At 71.9% G+C, this 21147-nt stretch carries 21 protein-coding genes; 16 read left to right on the top strand and 5 right to left on the bottom strand.

Features of this window, described 5'->3' with window-relative positions:
- The first annotated feature begins 12 nt into the window (after positions 1–12).
- The 4 genes from MNOD_RS28830 to MNOD_RS28815 all read left to right on the top strand — a co-directional run bounded on the left by MNOD_RS28830 (position 13) and on the right by MNOD_RS28815 (position 4629).
- Positions 13–933: an ABC transporter permease subunit gene (locus MNOD_RS28830; RefSeq protein WP_015932510.1), complete on the top strand. Its 921-nt coding sequence runs from the start codon at positions 13–15 to the stop codon at positions 931–933.
- Positions 930–2030 carry an ABC transporter permease gene (locus MNOD_RS28825; RefSeq protein WP_015932509.1) on the top strand — a complete coding sequence of 367 codons (1101 nt, stop codon included), beginning with the start codon at positions 930–932 and terminating at the stop codon, positions 2028–2030. Before MNOD_RS28830 ends, MNOD_RS28825 begins: the two co-directional genes overlap by 4 nt.
- Positions 2031–2032: 2 nt before the next feature.
- Positions 2033–3631, top strand: coding sequence for an ABC transporter ATP-binding protein (locus tag MNOD_RS28820; RefSeq protein ID WP_015932508.1), 1599 nt, complete (start codon positions 2033–2035; stop codon positions 3629–3631).
- A 206-nt stretch (positions 3632–3837) separates the two neighbouring features.
- Positions 3838–4629 (top strand): DUF2189 domain-containing protein, encoded by a 792-nt coding sequence (locus MNOD_RS28815; protein ID WP_015932507.1) that lies wholly within the window; start codon positions 3838–3840, stop codon positions 4627–4629.
- A 100-nt stretch (positions 4630–4729) separates the two neighbouring features.
- Here MNOD_RS28815 and MNOD_RS28810 read toward each other — a convergent pair whose 3' ends face one another.
- Positions 4730–5950 carry a serine hydrolase domain-containing protein gene (locus MNOD_RS28810; RefSeq protein WP_015932506.1) on the bottom strand — a complete coding sequence of 407 codons (1221 nt, stop codon included), beginning with the start codon at positions 5948–5950 and terminating at the stop codon, positions 4730–4732.
- 128 nt (positions 5951–6078) lie between these two features.
- On the opposite strand from MNOD_RS28810, the gene MNOD_RS28805 reads away from it, so the two are divergent.
- From MNOD_RS28805 to MNOD_RS28795, 3 genes are all read left to right on the top strand, one after another.
- Entirely contained in the window at positions 6079–7080 is a 1002-nt protein-coding gene (locus tag MNOD_RS28805) for an NAD(P)H-dependent flavin oxidoreductase (protein ID WP_015932505.1), read from the top strand.
- Positions 7081–7191: 111 nt separating this feature from the next.
- The gene (locus MNOD_RS28800; protein ID WP_015932504.1) at positions 7192–8430 is read left to right on the top strand and encodes a Zn-dependent hydrolase; all 1239 of its coding nucleotides are present in this window, start codon (positions 7192–7194) and stop codon (positions 8428–8430) included.
- A gap of 80 nt (positions 8431–8510) precedes the next feature.
- Complete coding sequence (locus MNOD_RS28795) at positions 8511–9479, top strand: MBL fold metallo-hydrolase (protein ID WP_043749588.1); 969 nt, start codon at positions 8511–8513, stop codon at positions 9477–9479.
- Between the two features lie 77 nt (positions 9480–9556).
- Here MNOD_RS28795 and cutA read toward each other — a convergent pair whose 3' ends face one another.
- Positions 9557–9895 carry a divalent-cation tolerance protein CutA gene (gene cutA / locus MNOD_RS28790; protein WP_015932502.1) on the bottom strand — a complete coding sequence of 113 codons (339 nt, stop codon included), beginning with the start codon at positions 9893–9895 and terminating at the stop codon, positions 9557–9559.
- An 84-nt stretch (positions 9896–9979) separates the two neighbouring features.
- On the opposite strand from cutA, the gene MNOD_RS28785 reads away from it, so the two are divergent.
- Positions 9980–10750 carry an NAD kinase gene (locus tag MNOD_RS28785; protein ID WP_015932501.1) on the top strand — a complete coding sequence of 257 codons (771 nt, stop codon included), beginning with the start codon at positions 9980–9982 and terminating at the stop codon, positions 10748–10750.
- A 284-nt stretch (positions 10751–11034) separates the two neighbouring features.
- Positions 11035–11382, top strand: coding sequence for a DUF6481 family protein (locus MNOD_RS28780; RefSeq protein ID WP_015932500.1), 348 nt, complete (start codon positions 11035–11037; stop codon positions 11380–11382).
- Positions 11383–11416: 34 nt separating this feature from the next.
- On the opposite strand, the gene MNOD_RS28775 is transcribed toward MNOD_RS28780, so the two are convergent.
- Positions 11417–11860 (bottom strand): DUF488 domain-containing protein, encoded by a 444-nt coding sequence (locus MNOD_RS28775; RefSeq protein WP_015932499.1) that lies wholly within the window; start codon positions 11858–11860, stop codon positions 11417–11419.
- A 198-nt stretch (positions 11861–12058) separates the two neighbouring features.
- Here MNOD_RS28775 and MNOD_RS28770 point away from each other — a divergent pair, with 198 nt between their 5' ends.
- From MNOD_RS28770 to MNOD_RS28755, 4 genes are read left to right on the top strand one after another with little or no spacing between them, the layout of a single operon-like run.
- On the top strand, positions 12059–12907 hold the full coding sequence (locus tag MNOD_RS28770; protein ID WP_015932498.1) for a glycoside hydrolase family 25 protein: 849 nt from the start codon (positions 12059–12061) through the stop codon (positions 12905–12907).
- Entirely contained in the window at positions 12904–13539 is a 636-nt protein-coding gene (locus MNOD_RS28765; RefSeq protein ID WP_015932497.1) for a ribonuclease HII, read from the top strand. Before MNOD_RS28770 ends, MNOD_RS28765 begins: the two co-directional genes overlap by 4 nt.
- A 55-nt stretch (positions 13540–13594) precedes the next feature.
- Positions 13595–15205, top strand: coding sequence for an acyl-CoA synthetase (locus MNOD_RS28760; protein ID WP_015932496.1), 1611 nt, complete (start codon positions 13595–13597; stop codon positions 15203–15205).
- On the top strand, positions 15195–16076 hold the full coding sequence (locus MNOD_RS28755) for a PCC domain-containing protein (RefSeq protein WP_015932495.1): 882 nt from the start codon (positions 15195–15197) through the stop codon (positions 16074–16076). Before MNOD_RS28760 ends, MNOD_RS28755 begins: the two co-directional genes overlap by 11 nt.
- A gap of 242 nt (positions 16077–16318) precedes the next feature.
- On the opposite strand, the gene MNOD_RS28750 is transcribed toward MNOD_RS28755, so the two are convergent.
- Positions 16319–17983 carry an electron transfer flavoprotein-ubiquinone oxidoreductase gene (locus MNOD_RS28750; RefSeq protein ID WP_015932494.1) on the bottom strand — a complete coding sequence of 555 codons (1665 nt, stop codon included), beginning with the start codon at positions 17981–17983 and terminating at the stop codon, positions 16319–16321.
- 212 nt (positions 17984–18195) lie between these two features.
- Between MNOD_RS28750 and MNOD_RS28745 the strand changes: the two genes are divergently transcribed.
- The 3 genes from MNOD_RS28745 (at position 18196) to moaB (ending at position 20609) form a co-directional block, all read left to right on the top strand.
- On the top strand, positions 18196–19032 hold the full coding sequence (locus MNOD_RS28745; protein WP_015932493.1) for a uracil-DNA glycosylase: 837 nt from the start codon (positions 18196–18198) through the stop codon (positions 19030–19032).
- 87 nt (positions 19033–19119) lie between these two features.
- Positions 19120–20016 carry a KPN_02809 family neutral zinc metallopeptidase gene (gene ypfJ, locus MNOD_RS28740; protein ID WP_015932492.1) on the top strand — a complete coding sequence of 299 codons (897 nt, stop codon included), beginning with the start codon at positions 19120–19122 and terminating at the stop codon, positions 20014–20016.
- A 47-nt stretch (positions 20017–20063) separates the two neighbouring features.
- On the top strand, positions 20064–20609 hold the full coding sequence (gene moaB / locus MNOD_RS28735) for a molybdenum cofactor biosynthesis protein B (RefSeq protein ID WP_015932491.1): 546 nt from the start codon (positions 20064–20066) through the stop codon (positions 20607–20609).
- Between the two features lie 6 nt (positions 20610–20615).
- On the opposite strand, the gene MNOD_RS28730 is transcribed toward moaB, so the two are convergent.
- A complete protein-coding gene (locus tag MNOD_RS28730) occupies positions 20616–21134 on the bottom strand; it encodes a hypothetical protein (protein WP_015932490.1) in 519 nt (172 codons plus the stop codon).
- Between the last annotated feature and the right edge of the window lie 13 nt (positions 21135–21147).

Below are 21147 nucleotides of genomic sequence, written 5' to 3'. Positions count from 1 at the left end.
GGCGAAGCCCCGATGACCGGTTTCGTGCTGCGCCGGCTGCTCCAGGCGATCCCGACCCTGTTCCTGGTCGTGACCCTGTCGTTCTTCCTGGTCCGGCTCGCCCCGGGCGGGCCGTTCGATCTGGAGCGGCCGCTCGCGCCCTCGGCCATGGAGAACCTCCGCCGGGTCTACGGGCTCGACCAGCCGCTGCTCGTTCAGTACGGGCGCTACCTCGCGTCGCTGGTGTCGGGCGATCTCGGGCCGTCCTTCTCGGTGCGGGACATGAGCGTGGCGGAGCTCTTCGCGCGCGGGCTGCCGGTTTCGATGACGCTCGGCGGGCTGGCGCTCGTGCTCGCGCTCGTGGGGGGCGTCGGGCTCGGCGGCCTTGCGGCCTCGCGCCGGGGCGGCCTCGTCGATCACGCGGTGATGACGCTCGGCACGCTCGGGCTCACGGTGCCGGGCTTCGTCGTGGCGCCGCTCTTGCAGATCGCCTTCGGGCTGTCCTTGCGCTGGCTGCCGGTGGGCGGCTGGGAGGACGGGGCGCCGAGGAACCTCGTCCTGCCCGTGGTGACGCTCGCCCTGCCGCAACTGGCGGTGATCGCGCGGCTCACCCGGGCCGCCCTCCTCGACAGCCTGGCCACCCAGCCGATGCGCACGCTGCGGTCGCTCGGCCTGCCGCCGCGCGTGATCGCGCTCCATGCGCTGCGCGGGGCGGCGCTGCCGGTCATCTCCTATCTCGGCCCGACCGCGGCGGGGCTCCTCACCGGCTCGGTGGTGGTGGAGACGATCTTCGGCCTGCCGGGCGTCGGGCGCGCCTTCGTGGACGGGGCGCTCAACCGCGACTACCCGCTGGTGATGGGCACGGTGGTGCTCGTGGGGGTGTTCGTGATCGTGTTCAACCTCCTGGTCGATCTCGCCTATGCGCTCGTCGACCCGCGCGTGCGGCACGCATGACGGCGGCGCCCGACCTCTCGCTCTGGGCGGCGGCAAGGCGGCGCCTCCTCGCCGATCCGGTGGCGCGCCTCGGCCTCGCGGTGCTGGGGCTTATCGCGCTCGCCTGCCTGGTGGGGCCGTTCCTCACCGGCCATCCTTATGAGCGGATCTATTACGACTACCCCCGCACCCCGCCCTCGCTGCAGGTCTATCCGCGGCCGGAGACGGTCGGGCCGGCGCTGGAGCGGCTGGCCTTGCGCATGCGGGTGCGGGCGGAGGACGTGACGGTCGAAGACGGCACCGTCCGGATGGTGCTCGCCGCCGACAAGCCGGTGGACGACCGCGCGCTCACCTTCTTCGCGCGCTCCGACCTGTTCGGGCCCGCGACCCTGCTCGGGCGCTCCGAGGACGGGCGGCGCCTCACGGTCAGTGTGCCGGTGCGCGAGACCCGCTTCCTCCTCGGCACCGATGCGCTCGGGCGCGACCTCCTCACCCGCATCCTGGTGGCGGGCCGGGTCTCGCTGGCCCTCGGGCTGATGGCCACCGGAGTGGCGCTCCTCATCGGGGTCGCCTACGGGGCGGCGGCGGGCTATCTCGGCGGGGCGGTGGACGCGGCGATGATGCGGCTCGTCGACATCCTGTACGCGCTTCCCTTCGTCTTCTTCGTCATCCTGCTCGTCGTGGTGTTCGGCCGCTCGGTGGCGCTGGTCTTCCTGGCGGTCGGCGCGGTGGAATGGCTCGACATGGCCCGGATCGTGCGGGGCGAGGCGCTGGCGATCCGCCGCCAGGATTATGTCCGGGCGGCGGAGGCGCTCGGCGTCGGCACGGGCGCGATCCTGCGCCGGCACGTGGTCCCGAACGCGCTCGGCCCGGTGGCAGCCTATGCGGCACTGCTGATCCCGCGGGTGATCCTGCTGGAGAGTTTCTTGTCCTTCCTGGGCCTCGGCGTGCAGGAGCCGATGACGAGCTGGGGCGTGCTGATCGCCGAGGGCGCGCGCAGCATCGAGACCTCGCCCTGGATGCTCGTCGCCCCGGCCCTCGTCCTGGTGGCGACGCTGATCGCGCTGAACGCCCTCGGCGACCGGTTGCGCGACGCCCTCGATCCGCACACGGCCTGAGCATGGACCCGCTCCTCACTTTAAGCGGGCTCTCGGTCTCCTATGGCGGGGTCGCGGCCCTGTCGGGGCTCGACCTCGCGGTCGGCCGGGGCGAGACGCTCGCCCTCGTCGGCGAATCGGGCTCCGGCAAGAGCCAGGCGGCCCTGGCGGTCATGGGCCTGCTGCCGGAGACCGCCCGTGCCTCCGGCTCGGTTCGGTTCGATGGGACCGAACTCGTCGGCCTGCCCCGTCCGGCCCTCGACCGCATCCGGGGGGCGCGCATCGGCATGGTGTTCCAGGAGCCGATGAGCGCGCTGCATCCGCTCTTCACCATCGGCCACCAGATCGCCCTGCCGTTGCGGGCCCATCGCGGCCTGTCGCGACGGCAGGCCCGCGCCCGGGCCCTCGACCTCCTGAGCCTCGTCGGCCTGCGCGATGCGGGGGCGCGGCTCACGGCCTATCCGCACGAGCTCTCGGGGGGCGAGCGCCAGCGGGTGATGATCGCGATGGCGCTCGCCTGCGAGCCCGACCTCCTCATCGCGGACGAGCCGACCACGGCCCTCGACGTCACGGTGCAGGCGCAGGTGCTGGCGCTGCTTGCCGACCTCAAGACCCGGCTCGGGCTGGCGCTCCTGTTCATCACCCACGACCTGCGCCTGGTGCGGCGGATGGCCGAGCGCACCGCCGTACTGCGGGCCGGGCGCCTCGTGGAAGTCGGGCCCACCGAGCGACTGTTCCTGCAGCCCGCGGCGCCCGAGACGCGCGACCTCCTCGCCGCCGAGCCTGCGGGGCGCAAGGCGCCGGTCCCGGCCGGGGCGCCCGTGGTGCTGGAGGGAAGCGGGATCACGGTGTCGTATCCGGGCCGCGGCGGGCTGTTGCGCCGGGCGGCCCCGCGGGTTGCCGTGCGGGGCATCGACCTGTCCCTGCGGGCCGGGCAGACGCTCGGGGTCGTGGGCGAATCGGGCTCGGGCAAGTCGAGCCTCGGGCGGGCGCTGCTGCGCCTCGAGCCGGCGGCGACCGGGATCGTGCGCTTCGAGGACCGCGACCTGACGCGGCTCGACCGGGCGGCTTTGCGCCCCCTGCGCCGAGGCTTCCAGCCGGTGTTCCAGGATCCGAACGGTTCGCTCTCGCCGCGGCTGAATGCGGGCGAGATCGTCGCGGAGGGCCTGCGGGTCCATGCGCCGGCCTTGAGCGCCCGCGAGCGCGACGCGCGGGTGGCCGAGGCCTTCGCGGAGGTGCGCCTCGATCCGGACTGGCGCCACCGTTTCCCGCATGCCTTCTCCGGCGGCCAGCGCCAGCGCATCGCCATCGCCCGGGCGATGATCCTGCGCCCGAAGGTCGTGGTGCTCGACGAGCCGACCTCCGCCCTCGACCGCACGGTGCAGCGGGACATCGTCGCGCTCCTGCGCGACCTCCAGGCGGCGCACGGCCTCGCCTACCTGTTCATCAGCCACGACCTCGCCGTGGTGCGCGCGCTCGCCGACACGGTGCTGGTGCTGCGCGACGGGTGCGAGGTGGAGCGGGGCGAGACGCAGGCCGTGCTGGAGCGCCCGCGCGCGGCCTATACGCGGGCGCTCGTCGCGGCGGCGGGGCTCGACACCGGACCGGTCGAGACACCGTGATCGCGCCCGCGAGGAGCGCTCCTTGCGGGCCCCCCTTGGTCCAACCCGCGGGTGTGGATTAGGCTCGCCCCGGCCCGGCCTGCCGAATCTCCATCAGGGCCGGTCTCGCGAAGGATGGAACTGGCGCACGCGATGACCTGACGACCCCCGATCCCGGTTCGGCCTGTCGGCCGTCGCGCCCGCATCATCTGTGCGGAGGATCTGCGATGACGGTGTCTTCAATATTCTCACCCGGCTACGTGGCGCATCATCCCGCCGTGCATCGGATCGGCACGGCCGATCTCCGGATGGCGCTCGCCAAGGGCTGGGCGGACTTCCTCGACAACCCGACCCACGTCATCTTCGTCGTGATGATCTATCCCATCGCGGGCGTCGTCATCGCCGCGGCCACCTTCGAGAACAACCTCGTTCCGCTGCTCTTCCCTCTCGCCTCGGGCTTCGCGCTGGTCGGTCCCTTCGCGGCGATCGGCCTCTACGAGATGAGCCGGCGGCGGGAGCAGGGCCAGTCGACCGACTGGGTACAGGCCTATGCGCCGCTCACCAGCCGCTCGCTCCGCCCGCTCCTGGCGGTCGGCCTCCTGCTGGCGGCGATCTTCGTCGCCTGGATCACGGTCGCGATGGCGATCTACCACGCCTTGTTCGACGGCGCAGTCTACGGCTCGGTCGGCGCCTTCCTGGCCGATGTGCTCACCACTCCCCGCGGCTGGGCGCTCATCCTGGTCGGCAATCTCGTGGGGGCCGCCTTCTCGCTGCTCGCGCTCGCCGTCAGCGCCGTATCGGTCCCGCTCCTCGTCGACCGCGACATGGATGCGAGCACCGCCATCGAGACCTCGATCGCCCTGATGCGCAGGAATCCGGGCACCATGGTGCTCTGGGGCCTCATCGTGGCGGCGCTGCTCGTCGTCGGGATGGCGACCCTGTTCGTCGGCCTCGCCATCGTGCTGCCGGTGCTCGGCCACGCCACCTGGCACCTCTACCGGCGCTCGGTCGGGCACTAGAGCCGAGCCCGACCTGATTGCATCAGGTCGGCGGCTCTCAAGCCTTTGATGTGACGCGCTCCCTGACGCCGAACCGGCCTCCACTTCGGCGGGGAGCGCGCTAATCGACGAGGGCCGAATAGGTCAGGACGCGCAGCTCGCGTCGCAGCGGCAGCGCCGAGGAGGGCATGAGCTGCGTGAGGAGGATCACGAAGAGATCCTCCACGGGGTCGATCCAGAAGGCCGTCGAGGCGGCGCCGCCCCAGGCGACCTCGCCCGGCGTGCCCACGATCTGCGCCTTGGCCGGATCGAGCATGACCGAGAAGCCGAGCCCGAAGCCGATGCCGCTGAAGCTCGACTCGGCGAAGCGGGGCTGGCCCAGCGCGGCGAGGTCGCCGGGCAGATGGTTCGTGGTCATCAGCGCGACGGTCTTGCGGCCGAGGAGCCGCACGCCGTCGAGCTCGCCGCGGTCGAGGATGAAGCGGCAGAAGCGCGCGTAATCGGCCGCCGTCGAGACGAGGCCGCCCCCGCCCGAGGGCACCGCCCGCGGGTGGGCGTAGCGGCCCTCGATCGCGTCGTCGATGAGCGTGAGCTGCCCGTCCTGGCCATAGGCGTAGTTCGAGGCGAAGCGCGGCAGCTTCTCCGCCGGCACGTGGAAATCGGTGTCGACCATGCCGAGCGGATGGATGATCCGCCTGCGGAGGAATTCGTCGAAGGGCACCCCCGAGACCACCGCCACGAGGTGCCCGAGCACGTCGGTGGCGATGCTGTAGTTCCACTCCGCCCCGGGCTGGGACAGGAGCGGCAGGGAGGCGGCCCTGGCCACCACGTCGGCGAGCGAGGTCTCGGCGGTCTGGAAGTCGATGCCCTCGTCCCTGTACATGGCGTCGACGAGGGTCGATTCCATGAAGCCGTAGGTGAGGCCCGAGGTATGGGTGAGGAGGTCGCGGATGGTGATGTCGCGCTCGGCCGGCACGCTCTCCCACTTCTTGCGGCTGCCGCCCGTGAGCACCCGCATGTCGCGGAACTCGGGCAGGAAGCGGGTGACCGGATCGTCGAGCTGGAAGCGGCCCTCCTCGTAGAGCATCATCACGGCGACCGAGGTCAGCGGCTTCGTCATCGAGTAGACGCGCACGATGGTGTCGTCCGCCATCGGCCGCTCGCGGGCGAGGTCGGCGAGGCCGTGCGCCCGCGAGAACACCACCTCGCCGCGCCGCGCCACCGTCACCGAGAGGCCCGCGAGCTTGCCCGCCTCCACGTAGCGGCGCATCCATGGATCGATGCGCTCCAGGCGTTCCGCGGAGAGGCCGACCGCCTCGGGGGGAGTGGAGATCTCGGGCACGAAGCGGCTCCTCGTCTCGGGGATGATCCCGGCTTCTAGCTTGTCCCGGGTGGTGCCGTCACCGGCCGATTGACCGCCTCGGGGGCGGGTGCGATGGCAGGGTGTCTCGCCCGACGGATTCCCATCCGATGTCCCTTCCCGACCGCCTCGCCGACGCCCTCGCGCTCCCCGTGGTCGCCTCGCCGATGTTCATCGTCTCGGGGCCGGATCTCGTGATCGCGCAATGCCTCGGGGGCATCGTCGGCTCCTTCCCGGCGCTCAACGCCCGGCCGAAGGAGGCCCTGGACGATTGGCTCACGCGGATCGACGGGGCGCTCGCCGCCGCCATGGCCGCCGAGCCCGGCCGGATCGTGGCGCCCTATGCAGTCAACCAGATCGTCCACGCCTCCAACGACCGGCTGGAGCACGACCTCGCGGTCTGCGCCAGGCACCGGGTGCCGATCATCATCACGTCGCTGCGCGCGCCGGATGCGGTGGTGTCGGCGGTGCACGGCTGGGGCGGCCTCGTCTTCCACGACGTCACCACCGTGCGCCACGCCGAGAAGGCCCTGGAGGCCGGGGTCGACGGGCTGATCCTGGTCTGCGCCGGGGCCGGGGGGCATGCCGGGACGCTGAGCCCCTTCGCCCTCGTGGGCGAGGTGCGCCGCTTCTACGACGGGCCGCTCGTCCTCTCGGGGGCCATCACCACGGGCTCGGCCATCCTCGCCGCACAGGCGATGGGCGCCGACCTCGCCTATATGGGCACCCGCTTCATCGCCACCGCCGAGGCGAACGCCGCCCCGGCCTACAAGGACATGATCGTCGCGACGCGGGCGGCGGACGTGGTCTACACGCCCTTCTTCACCGGCGTGTCCGGCAATTACCTCAAGCCGAGCGTCGTGGCGGCGGGCCTCGACCCGGACGCCCTGCCGGATTCCGACAAGAGCCGGATGGATTTCGGCTCCGGCCGCACCAAGGCGTGGCGCGACATCTGGGGTGCGGGCCAGGGCGTGGGCACCATCGACGACGTGCTCCCTGCCGCCGAGGTGATCGCGCGGCTCAAGCGCGAATACGCGGCGGCACGGGAGGCGCTCTTGTCCCGCGCCGGGAATCCCTGCCGGGAAATCCTGCCGACGAACCCCGCCGAATAAACCTGCCAAGTAACCCTGCCAAGTAACCCCCTGCCCTGCGTCCCGTGCTTGTCGCCCCGGCACGGGGCTCGCATGCTGGCGCGCGACGACAACCGCTTGGCGCGAGGCAGCATGGCGACCAATCTCTCGGTGAACGGCTCCCGGCTCTGGGACACGCTGATGGTCTCGGCCGGGATCGGCACGGGGCCGCGCGGGGGGATCCGGCGGCTCACGCTCACCGAGCCCGACCGGGCGATGCGCGACCAGCTCAAGGCCTGGGCCGCGGAGGGCGGCTACGCCCTCTCCATCGACCGGCTCGGCAGCATGACCCTGCGCCGCCCCGGCACCGAGCCCGACCTGCCCCCCGTCCTCATCGGAAGCCACCTCGATACGCAATGGGCGGGCGGGCGCTTCGACGGCATCCTCGGCGTGCTCGCCGGACTCGAAGTGCTCCGCACCCTCGACGACCTCGGCATCGCGACGAAGCGCACCATCGAGGTCGTGAACTGGACGAACGAGGAGGGCGCGCGCTTCTCGCCGCCGATGCTGTGCTCCCTCGCCTGGTCGGGCCAGGCGACGCCCGAATGGGTCGAGGGCCGCATTGACCGCGACGGCATCCGCTTCGGCGACGCCCTGGCAGGAATCGGCTATCGCGGCCCCGAGCCGGTGGGGGGCCGCAGGATCGACGCCTATTTCGAGCTCCACATCGAGCAGGGCCCGGCCCTCGACGCGGCGGGCGTGCCGGTGGGCATCGTCACCGGCGGCTATCCGAGCTGCGGCATGCGCATCGCCGTCGAGGGCGAGACCGCCCATACGGGCCCGACGCCGATGGCCGAGCGCCACAACGCGCTCGTCGGCGCCGCCATGGTGGCGGTGGCGGTCAACGATATCGGCTGGGCGCATGCCGCCGTCGACGCCAAGGCCACCGCGGCGCGGCTCGACCTTGTGCCGAACCTGCCCGGCACGCTCTCGGAATATGCCGAGCTCTTCATCGACATGCGCGCGCCCGCGGTCGAGACGCTGGAGACCATGAAGGCCTCCTTACGCGCGGCGCTGCCGGATTGCGCCGCGCGCTCCCGCACGGCGATCCGGATCGCCGAGGAATGGGGCTTCGGGGTGTTCGGCTTCGACGCGGAGCTGATCGGCCTCCTGCGCGCCACGGCCGAGCGGCTCGCGATCCCGACCATGGACCTGCGCTCCCAGGCCGGGCACGACGCCTATCACGTGGCCCGGGTCGCCCCCGCCTGCATGATCTTCACCCCCTGCAAGGGCGGCATCACCCACAACGAGGCCGAGGACATCGACCTGTCGGCGACCCTGCCGGGGGTGAATCTGCTGCTGCACACGGCGCTGGCGCGCGCCAACCGCTGACGGCGCCGCGGGCCCTGCCGGCTTGACGGCCGGGTGGGCCGCCATAGGTGCGGGGCGTTCCTCGCCCGGGATTGAGAGCCATGTCGATGACCCGCCGCACGCTGCTCGCCGCCGGTCCCGCCGCCGCAGGGAGCACCGCCGGCCTCGGCGGCGGCCCCGCCGCGCAGGCGCCCGCCGCTCCGCCGCCGGGGATCTACCGCTACGCCCTCGGCGAGACCTCCGTCACCGCCCTGCACGAGGGCATCGCGGCCCGTCCGCTCGACGCCTCCTTCGTCCGCAACGCGCCCTTCGCGGAGGTGCAGGCCGCCCTCGATCGCGCCTTCCTGCCGAAGGACCAGCTCCCGATCACCTTCACGCCCGTGCTGCTCACCCTGGGCGGGCGTCGGGTGCTCGTCGACACGGGCTTCGCCGACAACGGCCCGCCGGGCACGGGCGGCGCCCTGCGGGGCCTCGAGGCCGCGGGCGTCGCGCCCGGGCTGGTCGACGCGGTGGTGATCAGCCACTTCCACCCCGACCACATCCTGGGCCTGCGCCGCAAGGACGGCAGCCTCACCTATCCGAACGCCCGCGTGCTGGTCCCCGAGCCCGAGGCGGCCTTCTGGCTGGACGCGAGCCGGATGGCGAACCCGCCCGAGCCGCTCAAGGCGGCCTTCGGCGCGGTACGCAAGACCTTCGCGCAGCAGGACCTCAAGCCGGAGCGCTACGCCTGGGGCAAGGAGGTGCTGCCCGGTCTCACTGCCCTCGATGCGCGCGGGCACACCCCCGGTCACACCGCCTTCGTGCTCGACGCGGGCGGCAGGCGTCTCGTGCTGATGTCGGACGTCACCAACCACCCGGCCCTGTTCGTGCGCCACCCCGACTGGTCGGCGGTGTTCGACATGGACGCGGACCAGGCGCGGGCCACCCGCCACACGATGCTGCAGATGGCCGCCTCCGAACGGCTGCCGGTGGCCTTCTACCACGCGCCCTTCCCGGCGGCCGGCCACATCGCGAAGGCCGGGGACGGCTACGAGTTCGTGCCCCTGCAATGGGGCGTCGCCCCGGCCTGAGGCGGGTTCACGGGGGATCCTCCTCGGGGAGCGCAGCAGGCCTCCCGGCGGGCGGCCGCCTGCCGCCGCGCGGGCGCTCAGGCCCCGTCCGGCGGAGAGCCGCCCGTCTCCGCCAGCAGCCATGCCAGCGTACCCGGATCGGCGCCCGAGACCGGCAGGTGCAGCACGATCGGCGTCTCGTAGGGGTGGCGTGCCTTGAGCGCGGCGCCCAAGGCGTCCGCCAGCCCCTCGCGGCTCTTGAGGATCGCCACCACCTCCTCGCCCCGCTCGACCGCGCCCTTCCAGGCATAGACCGAGCGCATTCCCGGCAGAATATTGACACAGGCGGCGAGTTGCTCGCGCACCAGCGCCTCGCCGATGGCGAGTGCGGTCTCCTCATTCGGAAAGGTCGTATAGACGAGCAGCGGGCGCTCCATGCTATGCGTCTCCCGTGACGGCGGATCCGGACCCTGTGACCTGACGGGTGCGGCGCCCCGGCGTCAAGCGGGGCGGATCTCAGAATGGCGCGGCGCTTCAACCGGATCGCCTTCATCGCGAGTCCCACAACGGATGCCCGCGAGGCCGCCGCCCTCCTGATGCAGCATTACGACCACGTGCCCCCGGAGGAGGCCGACGTGGTGGTGGGCCTCGGCGGCGACGGCCTGATGCTGCAGGCCCTCCACCGCTTCATGGGCACCGGCAAGCCGATCTACGGGATGAACCGCGGCACGGTCGGATTCCTGATGAACGAGTTCCACCTCGACGACCTGCCCGAGCGCCTGGAGCAGGCGGAGCGCAGCGTGGTCCACCCGCTCCTGATGGTGGCGACCGACGTGCTCGGCCTCACCCACACGGCGCGGGCGGTCAACGAGGTCTACATGCTGCGCCAGACCCACCAGACCGCCAAGCTGCGGATCTCCATCGACGGGCAGGTGCGCCTGCCCGAGCTCATCGCCGACGGCGTGCTCGCCGCGACCCCGGTCGGCTCGACCGCCTACAACTTCTCGGTCGGCGGGCCGATCCTGCCGATCTCGGCCCAGCTCATCGCGCTCACGCCGATCTCCGCCTTCCGTCCCCGACGCCAGGGCAGCGTGCTGCTGCCCAACCACGCCCGCATCCGCATCGAGGTGAAGGAGCCCGAGTTCCGGCCGGTGGCGGCGGTCGCCGACCATACCGAGTTCCGCCGCGTGGCCCGCGTCGAGACCCAGCTCGACCGCTCGATCGACCTCGTCATGCTCCACGACCCCGGCCACAGCATGGACGAGCGCATCCTGCGCGAGCAGTTCGGGTGAGCGGAGCCGGCTGCCGGCTTTCCCGGACGGCGGACCGGCCAGGGTGCGGATGATGGCGCCCGGCGGCGGATCGGCCGCGAGGACGCCCCTTCGCCCCTGCCGGGACGCCACGCGGGCATCGCCGCGGGGAAACCTTGACAAGTTCTCCCCGGCGGCCCGGGAATTCGGTCGGCCCGCCCGAGTCTTCCTTTACCTTTGAAACCGGGCGCGGCGGGCGCTAGAGGACGGTCTTTCCCGAACCGGGCGCGCCGCGCCCCTGAGCAGGACTCAACGAGACACACACGATGGCAGGCTTCAAGGACCAGCAGTTCGACACCCGCCGGGGCGCCTCCGCGCAGGCGAAGAAGGCGATGCTGGAGAAGTTCAAGGCCCGCCCGTCCGAGGACGATCCGGCGGTGCAGGAGCGCCGGGCCGAGCGGCAGCGCATCGCCGAGGCCCGCGCCGCCCGCGAGGCCGAGCGCGAGGCCCAGCGGCAGGCCGAGGCCGCAAGGCGCGAGGCGGAGGCCGCCGAGGTCCGCGCCCGCGCCGAGCGCGAGGCCGCCGAGGCCGCCGAGCGCCAGAGGGCGCTCGAAGCCGAGCAGAAGGCCGCCCGCGACGCCCGCTACGCCGCCCGCAAGGCCCGGCGCAAGTAGCGGCCGGCCGGTGCCGGGCTTGTCCCGTGCCCGTTCAGGCGAACAGGTCGACGACGGAGAAGCCCTGCGCCGCCAGCCGTTCGCTCAGTATCCGGCGGTGGCAGCGCGCCGGGTCGCGCTCGAAGCAGAGCAGGCAGGTGGGCGCGGCGGCCGCGAGATCCGCGAGGCCGGCGAGCGCCGCCTCGCCCGCTTCGGTGCCGAGCACCTCCTCGCAGTAGATCCGCCGCATCAGCGCGGCGTCGTCGGCGCGCGCAGCCTCGCGGCCGGCCTTCGGGGTGCCGAGCGCCCGCAGGTGCTCGTAGCCGATCCCGGACTCGGCGAGCCGGTCGCGCAGGGCGCTCTTCGAGAAGCCGCGCTTGCGCGACAGGGCGACCGCCCGCACGTCGGCCAGCACCGCCACGCCGGCGCCCCGGAGCGCGCCGACGAAGCGCTCCGAATCGGCGCCCTCGTAGCCGATGGTGAACAGAACCTTTCCCACCTGCCTTCCCTCGCAAAATCCAGCGTGGCCGGGCGCTTAGGCCGAAGGCCTGAGGCGCGGCCCGGGGCCTCCGGCGCCCCGACGTGTCTCTCCTGCAACGGCTTCCGGAATTCGCGCGCTGTCTTGTCAAGCTTTCATTAACCCGCCCCACGGCATCGAATAGCCATTGTGTTCTGCGTCAGTTCAGGTCGCACGTCGATGCCGCTGGAGTCGAAGTTGTCCTCCCTCGCCACGCGTGGCGCCACCTGGACGAAGCGCCTCGTGGCGGGCCTCGGCCTTGCCCTGCTCGGCGCCTGTGCGGGCTCCAGCGACTTCTACCCGACCAAGAGCGACGTGAAGCCCCATCCGGGCGTCGCCCGGGCCAAGCGGCACCCGATCCAGGGCATCGACGTGTCGAAGTGGCAGGGGCCGATCGACTGGGCCTCGGTGCGCTCCGCGGGCACGCAATTCGCCTACATCAAGGCCACCGAGGGCGGCGACCACCTGGACGAGCGCTTCCGCGAGAACTGGGCCGGCGCCGCCAGGGCCGGCGTGCCCCGGGGCGCCTATCATTTCGTGTTCTGGTGCCGCTCGCCGCAGGAGCAGATGGACTGGTTCAAGCGGAACGTCCCGAACGATCCCACCGCCCTGCCCCCGGTCCTCGACGTCGAGTGGAACGGCCACTCCGCCAAGTGCCCGAAGAGGCTGCCCAAGGCCCAGGCTCTCGCGATGACGCAATACATGCTGCGCGAGATGGAGGCCTATACGGGCAAGCGGCCGATCATCTACACGGACATCACCTTCCACCGGGACGTGCTGGAGGGAGAGCTGCCGGACTATCCCCATTGGGTGCGCTCGACGGCGGCCGAGCCCGAGCAGCGCTTCGCCAACCGGGACTGGATGCTCTGGCAGTTCACCTCGACCGGCCGGGTGCCGGGCGTGCAGGGTGACGTCGACCGCAATGCCTTCTACGGCACCCCCGCCGAATGGGCGTCCTTCCTCGCCACCGACTGCGACCCGCGCTATCATCGCCGGCTCTCCGCTGCGGGGCTCTGCACCGAGAAGTGACCCGTCCCTTCCGCGCCGGCGAGGCGGCGCGCTACCCGGTCCTGATCGGCTGCGACGAGGTCGGGCGCGGCGCGCTCTGCGGGCCGGTGATCGTGGCAGCGGTCCATTTCGACCCCGCCGCCCTGCCCCCCGACCTTCTCGAAGCCCTCGACGATTCGAAGCGGCTCGACGCGGCGACGCGGCGGCGCCTCGCGCTGCGCCTGCGGGACTGCGCCGCCTTCGCGTATGCGGGCGCCTCGCGGGCGCTCATCGACCGCATCAACATCCGCGCCGCCACCCTCGACGCCATGGCCCGCAGCGTGCGGCGGCTCGGCATCGCCGGCTCGGTCGCGGTGGACGGGCGCGACCTGCCGCCCGGCCTCGACGGGCGGGTGCAGGCGGTGATCGGCGGCGAGCGCCTGGTGCCCCAGATCGCCGCCGCCTCGATCCTGGCGAAGGTGCTGCGTGACCACTTGATGACCGTGCTGGCCCGGCGCCATCCGGCCTATGGCTGGGAGCGCAACGCCGGCTACGGCACGGCCGCGCACCGGGCCGCCATGCTCCGTCAGGGCCCGAGCCCCCATCACCGGAGAAGCTTTCGGCTCGGCGGCGCCGCTTCCCTATGCCATAACGGGCCGCCGGACGCTCCTTAAGCGGGGCCGGCCCGCATCGCAGAAGACCAACGACGAAAAGCCGGGAGGCGCCCCCATGACCCCGATGTCCCGCCGGGTGATGAACCTCGCCCATAGCCTGACGCAGGCGGCGCAGCGGCACCCCGATCGGACAGCCATCGTCTGGGGCGAGCGGAACTGGACCTGGGCCGCCTTCGACGCCCGGGTGTCGCGCCTCGCCGCCGCGCTCGCCGCCCGCGGCATCGCCAAGGGCGACCGGCTCCTCGTGCATGCCCGCAACGGCAATCCGATTCTGGAGATCATGTACGCGGCCTTCCGGCTCGGGGCCGTGTTCGTGCCGACGAACCACCGCCTGATGCCGGGCGACGTCGCCTATCTGGCCGAGCAGTCGGGTGCCCGCGCCTTTCTGTGCCAGGCGGACAATCCGGGCCATGTCGCGGCCGTGACGGCCGCCTGCCCGGAGGTGAGCCTCGTCGTCACCCTCGGAGAGGGCACGGCGGAGGGCATCCCCTACGAGGCGATGCTCGCGGAGGCGCCGGACGGCCGCGTGCCGAACGCCGCCGTCGAGCACGACGATCCCTGCTGGTTCTTCTACACCTCGGGCACGACCGGCAAGCCCAAGGCCGCCGTGCTCACCCACGGCCAGATGGCTTTCGTGATCACCAACCACCTCTGCGACCTGATGCCGGGGACGATTCCGGAGAGCGACGTCTCCCTGGTGGTGGCGCCGCTCTCGCACGGGGCGGGCATCCATGCGCTCACGCAGGTCGCCCGCGCGGTGACGAGTGTGCTGCCGGCCAGCGACCGCTTCGACGGCGCCGAAGTCTGGCGCCTGATCGAGCAGCACCGGGTGACGAACATGTTCACGGTTCCGACCATCCTGAAGATGATGGTCGAGCACCCGGCCGTGGCCGCGCACGACCACGCCTCCCTGCGCTACGTGATCTATGCGGGCGCGCCAATGTACCGGGAGGACCAGAAGCGGGCGCTCAAGACCCTCGGTCCCGTGCTGGTGCAGTATTTCGGGCTCGGCGAGGTGACGGGCAACATCACGGTGCTGCCGCCCCACCTGCACGATGCCGAGGACGGGCCGGGGGTGCGCATCGGCACCTGCGGCATCGAGCGCACCGGCATGGAGGTGCAGATCCAGGACGCGGAGGGCCGCGAGGTCCCGCCCGGCGAGACCGGCGAGATCTGCGTCTGCGGCCCCGCCGTCTTCGCCGGATACTGGAACAACTCCAAGGCCGATGCGGAGGCGTTTCGCGACGGCTGGTTCCGCACCGGCGATCTCGGCTTCCTCGATGCGGAGCGGTTCCTGACCATCACGGGCCGCGCCTCCGACATGTACATCTCGGGCGGCTCGAACATCTATCCGCGGGAGATCGAGGAGAAGATCCTGGCCCATCCGGCCGTGGCCGAGACGGCGGTGCTCGGCGTGCCCGATCCGACCTGGGGCGAGATCGGCATCGCGGTCTGCGTGCCCCGCGAGGGCGCGGCGCTCACCGAGGCCGAACTCCTCGCCTTCCTCGACGGGAGAATCGCCCGCTACAAGCTGCCCAAGCGCGTCTTTCTGCGCCCTGCCCTGCCGAAATCCGGCTACGGCAAGATCACCAAGAAGCTGGTGCGCGAGGAGCTGGAGGCGGCGGGCCTCCTGCCCCTCGACGGGCGGCCGAGCCATGCGGCCTGAACCCATGCAGACGCAGCCCGCGCGGGCGCTGCTCGCCCAGCCGGGGCCTCCCCGGCCCGAGCGCCGGATCGCGGCGGCCGGGCCGCTCCTGCGCCTCGCGCCGGACCTGACGCCTGGCGCCACCCTTCTCGACGCGCTTGGGCTCCCCTTGCGGGCGGCGGGCCTCGGCGGGGCGGTGGTGCATCTTGAGGGCGGCGCCTTCGAGCCCTTCGCCTATGTGATGCCGGCGCTCTCCACCGACCCGGCCTATGCGGCCTATTACAGCGAGACCTTCCGGCCCGCGGGCGAGACGCGGCTCGAGCGCGCGAGCGCGACCTTCGGCGAGCGCGACGGGGCCCCGTTCCTGCACGTCCACGGGATCTGGACCGAGGCGGATGGCCAGCGGCGGGCCGGACACCTCCTGCCCGGCGAGGTCGTGATCCGCACCCCGCCGCGCGCGCAGGCCTGGGGCACGGCGGGCGCCGCCTGGCGGGTGCTGCCGGATGCGGAGACGAATTTTTCGTTGTTCACGCCCGTCGCCGGGGCCGCGCCGCCTCCGGAGGCGGCCTGCCTGCTGCTGAAGATCCAGCCGAACGAGGAGCTGTTCGCCGCCGTCGAGGGCGCCTGCGCGAATCTCGGGCTGCGGCGCGCCCGGGTGCGGGGCTTGGGCAGCATCGTGCAGCCCGCCTTCGCGGATGGGCGCGTGGTGCCGACCGATGCGAGCGAGGTGCTGATCCGCGAGGGCTGCGTCCGCGAAGGCCCGGACGGGCGGCCCCTCGCCCATCTCGACATCGCCGTCGTCGACGTGGCGGGGAGGATCCACGAGGGCGTCCTCGCCCGCGGCCGCAACAGCGTCTGCATCACCTTCGAGCTGTGCCTGGAGGTGGAGTGAGACGGCGTCCGCTCACCTGACGGATCCCGCCGCCCTTTCCCGCACGACTGCAGCGACAGCGGAAGGAGATCTGGGAGCCAGCACGAGAAGCCGCGAAGCGACCGCTTTCCGCAACGGCGCTGGAAGACCGAGCCGCTGCGCGGCAAGTCTCGCGCTGGATTCCGGATCTCCTTCCGCTGGCGCCCCAGTCGTCCGGAAAAAGGGGGCGGGAGAGATCGCGGATGTGAGGCTTGCCCCCTCCCCTACATGTTGATGTAGTTCGGACCGCCCGGGCCTTCCGGCGTCACCCAGTTGATGTTCTGGTTCGGATCCTTGATGTCGCAGGTCTTGCAGTGGACGCAGTTCTGCGCGTTGATCTGGTAGCGGACCGTCCCGCCCTCCTCGATCCACTCGTAGACGCCGGCCGGGCAGTAGCGGGCCGAAGGGCCGCCGAAGACGTCGTGCTCCGAGCGCTTCTGCAGCTCCGGATCCTTCACCTGCAGGTGGACCGGCTGGTCCTCCTCGTGGTTGGTGTTCGAGAGATACACCGAGGAGAGCCGGTCGAAGGTGAGCACGCCGTCGGGCTTGGGATACCGGATCGGCTTCACGTCCTTGAGCGGCTTGGTGCAGGCATGGTCCGGCTTGCCGTGCCGGAGCGTGCCGAACAGCGACAGGCCGGCAAGCTCGTTCAGCCACATGTCGATGCCGCCCAGGCCGACGCCGAGGAGCGTGCCGTAACGCGACCAGAGCGGCTTGACGTTGCGCACGCGCTTGAGGTCGTAGCCGATCTCGCTGCCGCGCCAGCCCTGCTCGTATTCGCTGATCTCGTCCTGGCGCCGGTCCGCCGCCACGGCGGAGAACAGCGCCTTGGCGGCGAGGATCCCGGACAAAACCGCGTTGTGCGAGCCCTTGATGCGGGGCACGTTCACGAAGCCCGCCGAGTCGCCGACGAGGCAGCCGCCCGGGAAGACGAGCTTGGGCACCGACTGCCAGCCGCCCTCCATGATCGCGCGCGCGCCGTAGCCGATGCGCTTGGCGCCCTCGAACACCTCGCGGATCATCGGGTGCGTCTTGAAGCGCTGGAACTCCTCGAACGGCGACAGGGTCGGGTTCTCGTAGTTCAGGTGCGTGACGAACCCCACCGACACCAGATGGTCGTCGAAGTGATAGAGCCAGGAGCCGCCGCCGGCGCGGTTGGGCAGCGGCCAGCCCATCGTGTGCTGCACGAGGCCGGGCCGGAACTTCTCCGGCCTGACCTGCCACAGTTCCTTGACCCCGAGTCCGTATTTCTGGTGGTCGGAATTCTGGTTGAGCTTGTAGCGGTCGATGACGTGCTTGGTCAGCGAGCCGCGTGCGCCCTCCGCGAGCACCGTGTAGCGGGCGCGCAGCTCCATGCCGCGGGTGAAGTCGCCGCGCGGCTCGCCGTTCCTGGCGATGCCGAGGTCGCCCGTGGCGATGCCGACGACCGCGCCGTTGTCGTCGTACAGCACCTCCGCGGCCGGGAAGCCCGGATAGATCTCGACGCCGAGCTCCTCCGCCTTGCGGCCGAGATACTTGGTCACGTTCGAGAGCGAGCCCACGAAGTTGCCGTGGTTGCTCATCAGCCGCGGGAAGGCGATGTTCGGCAGGCTGATGCCCCCGGCCGGGCCGAGGAACATGAACTCGTCCTTGGTCACCTCGGTCCTGAGGGGGCGGTCCGGATCCTCGCGCCAGTCCGGCAGCAGGCGGTCGAGGCCGATCGGGTCGATCACCGCGCCCGAGAGGATGTGCGCGCCGACCTCGCCGCCCTTCTCGACCACGACGACCGACACGTCGGCGCCGGCCTCGGTGGCGAGCTGCTTGAGGTGGATCGCCGTCGCGAGCCCTGCCGGGCCCGCCCCGACGACGACCACGTCGAAGTCCATCGCCTCGCGTTCCGGCAATTCCATCCGTCATCCTCCCTCGCGCCTGGATCCCTAAGGGATCGAGACCGTTCACCTATAAACGATCCAGGGCACGCTCAAGCAGTTCCAATCCGCGGACCGTGCGACGCCGTGACCTCCGGCGCAAGCGGACGAAGGGCGATCCGGCGCGCCGTGCCGCAGGGGCAGTCCGCCGATTGGCCGTTGTCCACAGGCGGAAGGCTTGCCACATCGGGGGAATGACGGATGACGCCCCGGACCGCAGCGACCTCCTCGCATACCTGGATTTTCACGTCGCGTCCGGCGTGGACGCCGTCCTGGACGAGGTGCCGCACGATCGTTTCGCCGAGAGCGAGGCGAAGGCGGCCGCCCGGCCGGCGGCGGCGCTGCCGCCCGTCCCGCCTCCCGCGCCGGCACCCCGCCCGCCGTCGCGCGGCAGCACCTTCGGCCGCTCCGCCGCCGCGGAGCCCGGCGAGGCGGCGGACGACGCGCGCGAACTCGCCCGCGCGGCCGGGTCGCTCGCGGAGCTCGAAGCGCTGCTCGCCCGGTTCGAGAGCTGCCCCTTGCGCTTCACCGCCAAGAACCTCGTCTTCGCGGACGGGGAGCCCTCCGCCCGGGTGATGTTCGTGGGCGAGGCGCCGGGCGCCGACGAGGACCGGGTCGGCAAGCCCTTCATGGGCCGCTCGGGCCAACTCCTCGACCGGATGATGGCGGCGATCGGTCTCGACCGCTCCAACGCCTATGTGGGCAATATCGTGCCCTGGCGCCCGCCGGGCAACCGCAGCCCGACGCCCCAGGAGGTCGCCACCTGCAAGCCGTTCATCGAACGGCAGATCGCGCTCGCCGATCCCGACATCCTGGTCTGCCTCGGTGGCGTCGCGACTCAGACGCTTGCCGGCACCCGGGACGGCATCCTGAAATCCCGCGGCCGCTGGTTCCCCTACCAGACGGGCCGGCGCGAGATCCGGCTCCTCGCCACGCTCCACCCGGCCTATCTGCTGCGCCAGCCCCTGCAGAAGCGCCTCGCGTGGCGCGACTTCCGGGCCCTGCGGGCCGCCCTCGACGCCGGACCTTAAGCGGAACCGTGCCGGGCGGCGTCGATTACTCTTGAGCCCGAGAGGCGGTCCGCGTAGCCGTCCTGCCGGGACGAACGGGTGACGAACATGCGCTGGGAAGACTTTCGGACCTCCGAGAACGTCGAGGATCGCCGCGGCGAGGGCGGAGGCTTCGGCTTCCCGGGCGGCGGGGCGGGCGGCCTCGGCATCGGCACCATCGTGATCCTGTGCATCATCGGCTGGATCACGGGCATCAACCCGGCGATCCTGATCGGCGGGGCCGAGATGGTGAACCGGCAGCGCGCGCCCCAGGAGCAGCGCCAGGGGTCCGAGGCCCAGCGCCGCACCGGTGCGCCGACCGACCAGACCGGCCGCTTCGCCGCCGCCATCCTCGGCAACACCGAGGACGTCTGGAAGCAAGTGCTGCCCAACCAGACCGGTCGGCAATACACGCCCACCACGATGGTGCTGTACCAGGGCGGCACCCGCAGCGGCTGCGGCATGGCCCAGGCCGCCATGGGCCCGTTCTACTGCCCGCTCGACAAGAAGGTCTATCTCGATACCTCCTTCTTCAAGGAGATGGAGCAGAAATTCCGGGTCAAGGGCGATTTCGCCTATGCGTACGTGATCGCGCATGAGGTCGGCCACCACGTCCAGGACGTGCTCGGCATCCTGCCCAAGGTGCAGCGCAAGCAGCAGCAGGTGGACGAGCGGACCGCGAACCAGCTCTCCGTGCGGGTCGAGCTGATGGCCGACTGCCTCGCGGGCGTCTGGGCCAAGAACTCGGACGATCGCTTCAACTCCCTGGAGCAGGGCGACATCGAGGAGGCGCTGACGGCGGCGAACGCCATCGGCGACGATCGCCTGCAGAAGCAGAGCCAGGGCTACGTGGTGCCGGATTCCTTCACGCACGGCTCGTCGGCGCAGCGCATGCGCTGGTTCCAGACCGGCTTCCGCAGCGGCCAGACGCAATCCTGCGACACGTTCCGGGCAGCGCAGCTGTAGGCCGCGTCCGAAGCCTCCCGCGCCGGTCTGACCAAGAGAGTCGCGCCATGGCCCTCGACACGAGCCGTCCCTTCATCCCGCTCCGCATCGCGGTGCTCACCGTCTCGGATACCCGCACGCTCACGGATGACCGCTCGGGCGACACCCTGGCCGGGCGCCTGAGCGAGGCCGGGCATGCGCTCGCCGCCCGGGCGATCGTGCCGGATGACGTCGAGGCCATCCGCGGGCAGGTGCGGGCCTGGATCGCCGATCCGGGCATCGACGTGGTGATCACCACGGGCGGCACCGGCTTCACCGGGCGGGACGTGACGCCCGAGGCCCTGGAACCCCTGTTCGAGAAGCGGATGGACGGCTTCTCGGCCGTCTTCCACCGCATCTCCTACGACAAGATCGGCACCTCGACGCTGCAGTCGCGCGCCACCGCGGGCGTCGCCGGCGCGACCTACATCTTCGTGCTGCCGGGCTCGCCCGGCGCCTGCCGGGACGCCTGGGACGGCATCCTCGCCGCCCAGCTCGACTACCGGCACCGGCCCTGCAACTTCGTCGAGATCATGCCGCGCCTCGACGAGCACCTGAAACGCGGGGCGGGCTGACCCCCCTTATTCCCGCACCAGGACGCCGTTGAGGCGCCGCACGCGTTTCGGCGCACGGAACGGCAGGCCGGAAGCGAGCGCCTCACGCCGCACCACGTCCCCGGCCCGCACCCGCCGGGTGCCCGCCAGCGCCTCCCACTGTGCTGCAAGGCGGGCCCGGAGGGGCGCGTGCGCGCGCCGCAGCCGCCCCACCACCGTGTCGGGCGCGGCCGTTCCGGCGAAGCGGTCGAGGGTGCGGATCCAGCCCTCCGCCGGCACGTCGCCGGCCTCCAGGCAGAGGAGCCATGGCCGGCGCGCCACGGCCGCCGCGGCGACCCAGGGGTTGCGACCCCGCGCCACCAGGGCCGCGCCGGTCCGGTCCGCCACCAGGGCGAGGTCGCGATCCGTCGGATCCCCCGCCACGATCACCGCATCCCCGACGACGCCCGCCGCCACGCCCGCCACCAGGGCGGACAGCGAATCGGCCAGCGCCTCGATGGCGCCGGGTGCTTCCGCTTCGCTGACATGCACGACGGCCGTGATCATGCGGCGGCCCTTA

Origin of the sequence: Methylobacterium nodulans ORS 2060 (assembly GCF_000022085.1) — a bacterium.
GTDB classification, from domain to species: Bacteria; Pseudomonadota; Alphaproteobacteria; order Rhizobiales; family Beijerinckiaceae; genus Methylobacterium; species Methylobacterium nodulans.
Note: the sequence above shows the minus strand (reverse complement) of the source record. Positions and strands in the feature narration are given on the sequence as shown.

Excerpts from the sequence above, each read along its gene's own strand:
- MNOD_RS28830 (WP_015932510.1), top strand. The coding sequence starts at position 13 with ATGACCGGTTTCGTGCTGCGCCGGCTGCTCCAGGCGATCCCGACCCTG.
- MNOD_RS28825 (WP_015932509.1), top strand. The coding sequence starts at position 930 with ATGACGGCGGCGCCCGACCTCTCGCTCTGGGCGGCGGCAAGGCGGCGC.
- MNOD_RS28820 (WP_015932508.1), top strand. The coding sequence starts at position 2,033 with ATGGACCCGCTCCTCACTTTAAGCGGGCTCTCGGTCTCCTATGGCGGG.
- MNOD_RS28815 (WP_015932507.1), top strand. The coding sequence starts at position 3,838 with ATGACGGTGTCTTCAATATTCTCACCCGGCTACGTGGCGCATCATCCC.
- MNOD_RS28805 (WP_015932505.1), top strand. The coding sequence starts at position 6,079 with ATGTCCCTTCCCGACCGCCTCGCCGACGCCCTCGCGCTCCCCGTGGTC.
- MNOD_RS28800 (WP_015932504.1), top strand. The coding sequence starts at position 7,192 with ATGGCGACCAATCTCTCGGTGAACGGCTCCCGGCTCTGGGACACGCTG.
- MNOD_RS28795 (WP_043749588.1), top strand. The coding sequence starts at position 8,511 with ATGTCGATGACCCGCCGCACGCTGCTCGCCGCCGGTCCCGCCGCCGCA.
- cutA (WP_015932502.1), bottom strand. The coding sequence starts at position 9,895 with ATGGAGCGCCCGCTGCTCGTCTATACGACCTTTCCGAATGAGGAGACC.
- MNOD_RS28785 (WP_015932501.1), top strand. The coding sequence starts at position 9,980 with ATGGCGCGGCGCTTCAACCGGATCGCCTTCATCGCGAGTCCCACAACG.
- MNOD_RS28780 (WP_015932500.1), top strand. The coding sequence starts at position 11,035 with ATGGCAGGCTTCAAGGACCAGCAGTTCGACACCCGCCGGGGCGCCTCC.
- MNOD_RS28770 (WP_015932498.1), top strand. The coding sequence starts at position 12,059 with ATGCCGCTGGAGTCGAAGTTGTCCTCCCTCGCCACGCGTGGCGCCACC.
- MNOD_RS28760 (WP_015932496.1), top strand. The coding sequence starts at position 13,595 with ATGACCCCGATGTCCCGCCGGGTGATGAACCTCGCCCATAGCCTGACG.
- MNOD_RS28755 (WP_015932495.1), top strand. The coding sequence starts at position 15,195 with ATGCGGCCTGAACCCATGCAGACGCAGCCCGCGCGGGCGCTGCTCGCC.
- MNOD_RS28750 (WP_015932494.1), bottom strand. The coding sequence starts at position 17,983 with ATGGAATTGCCGGAACGCGAGGCGATGGACTTCGACGTGGTCGTCGTC.
- MNOD_RS28745 (WP_015932493.1), top strand. The coding sequence starts at position 18,196 with ATGACGGATGACGCCCCGGACCGCAGCGACCTCCTCGCATACCTGGAT.
- ypfJ (WP_015932492.1), top strand. The coding sequence starts at position 19,120 with ATGCGCTGGGAAGACTTTCGGACCTCCGAGAACGTCGAGGATCGCCGC.
- moaB (WP_015932491.1), top strand. The coding sequence starts at position 20,064 with ATGGCCCTCGACACGAGCCGTCCCTTCATCCCGCTCCGCATCGCGGTG.
- MNOD_RS28730 (WP_015932490.1), bottom strand. The coding sequence starts at position 21,134 with ATGATCACGGCCGTCGTGCATGTCAGCGAAGCGGAAGCACCCGGCGCC.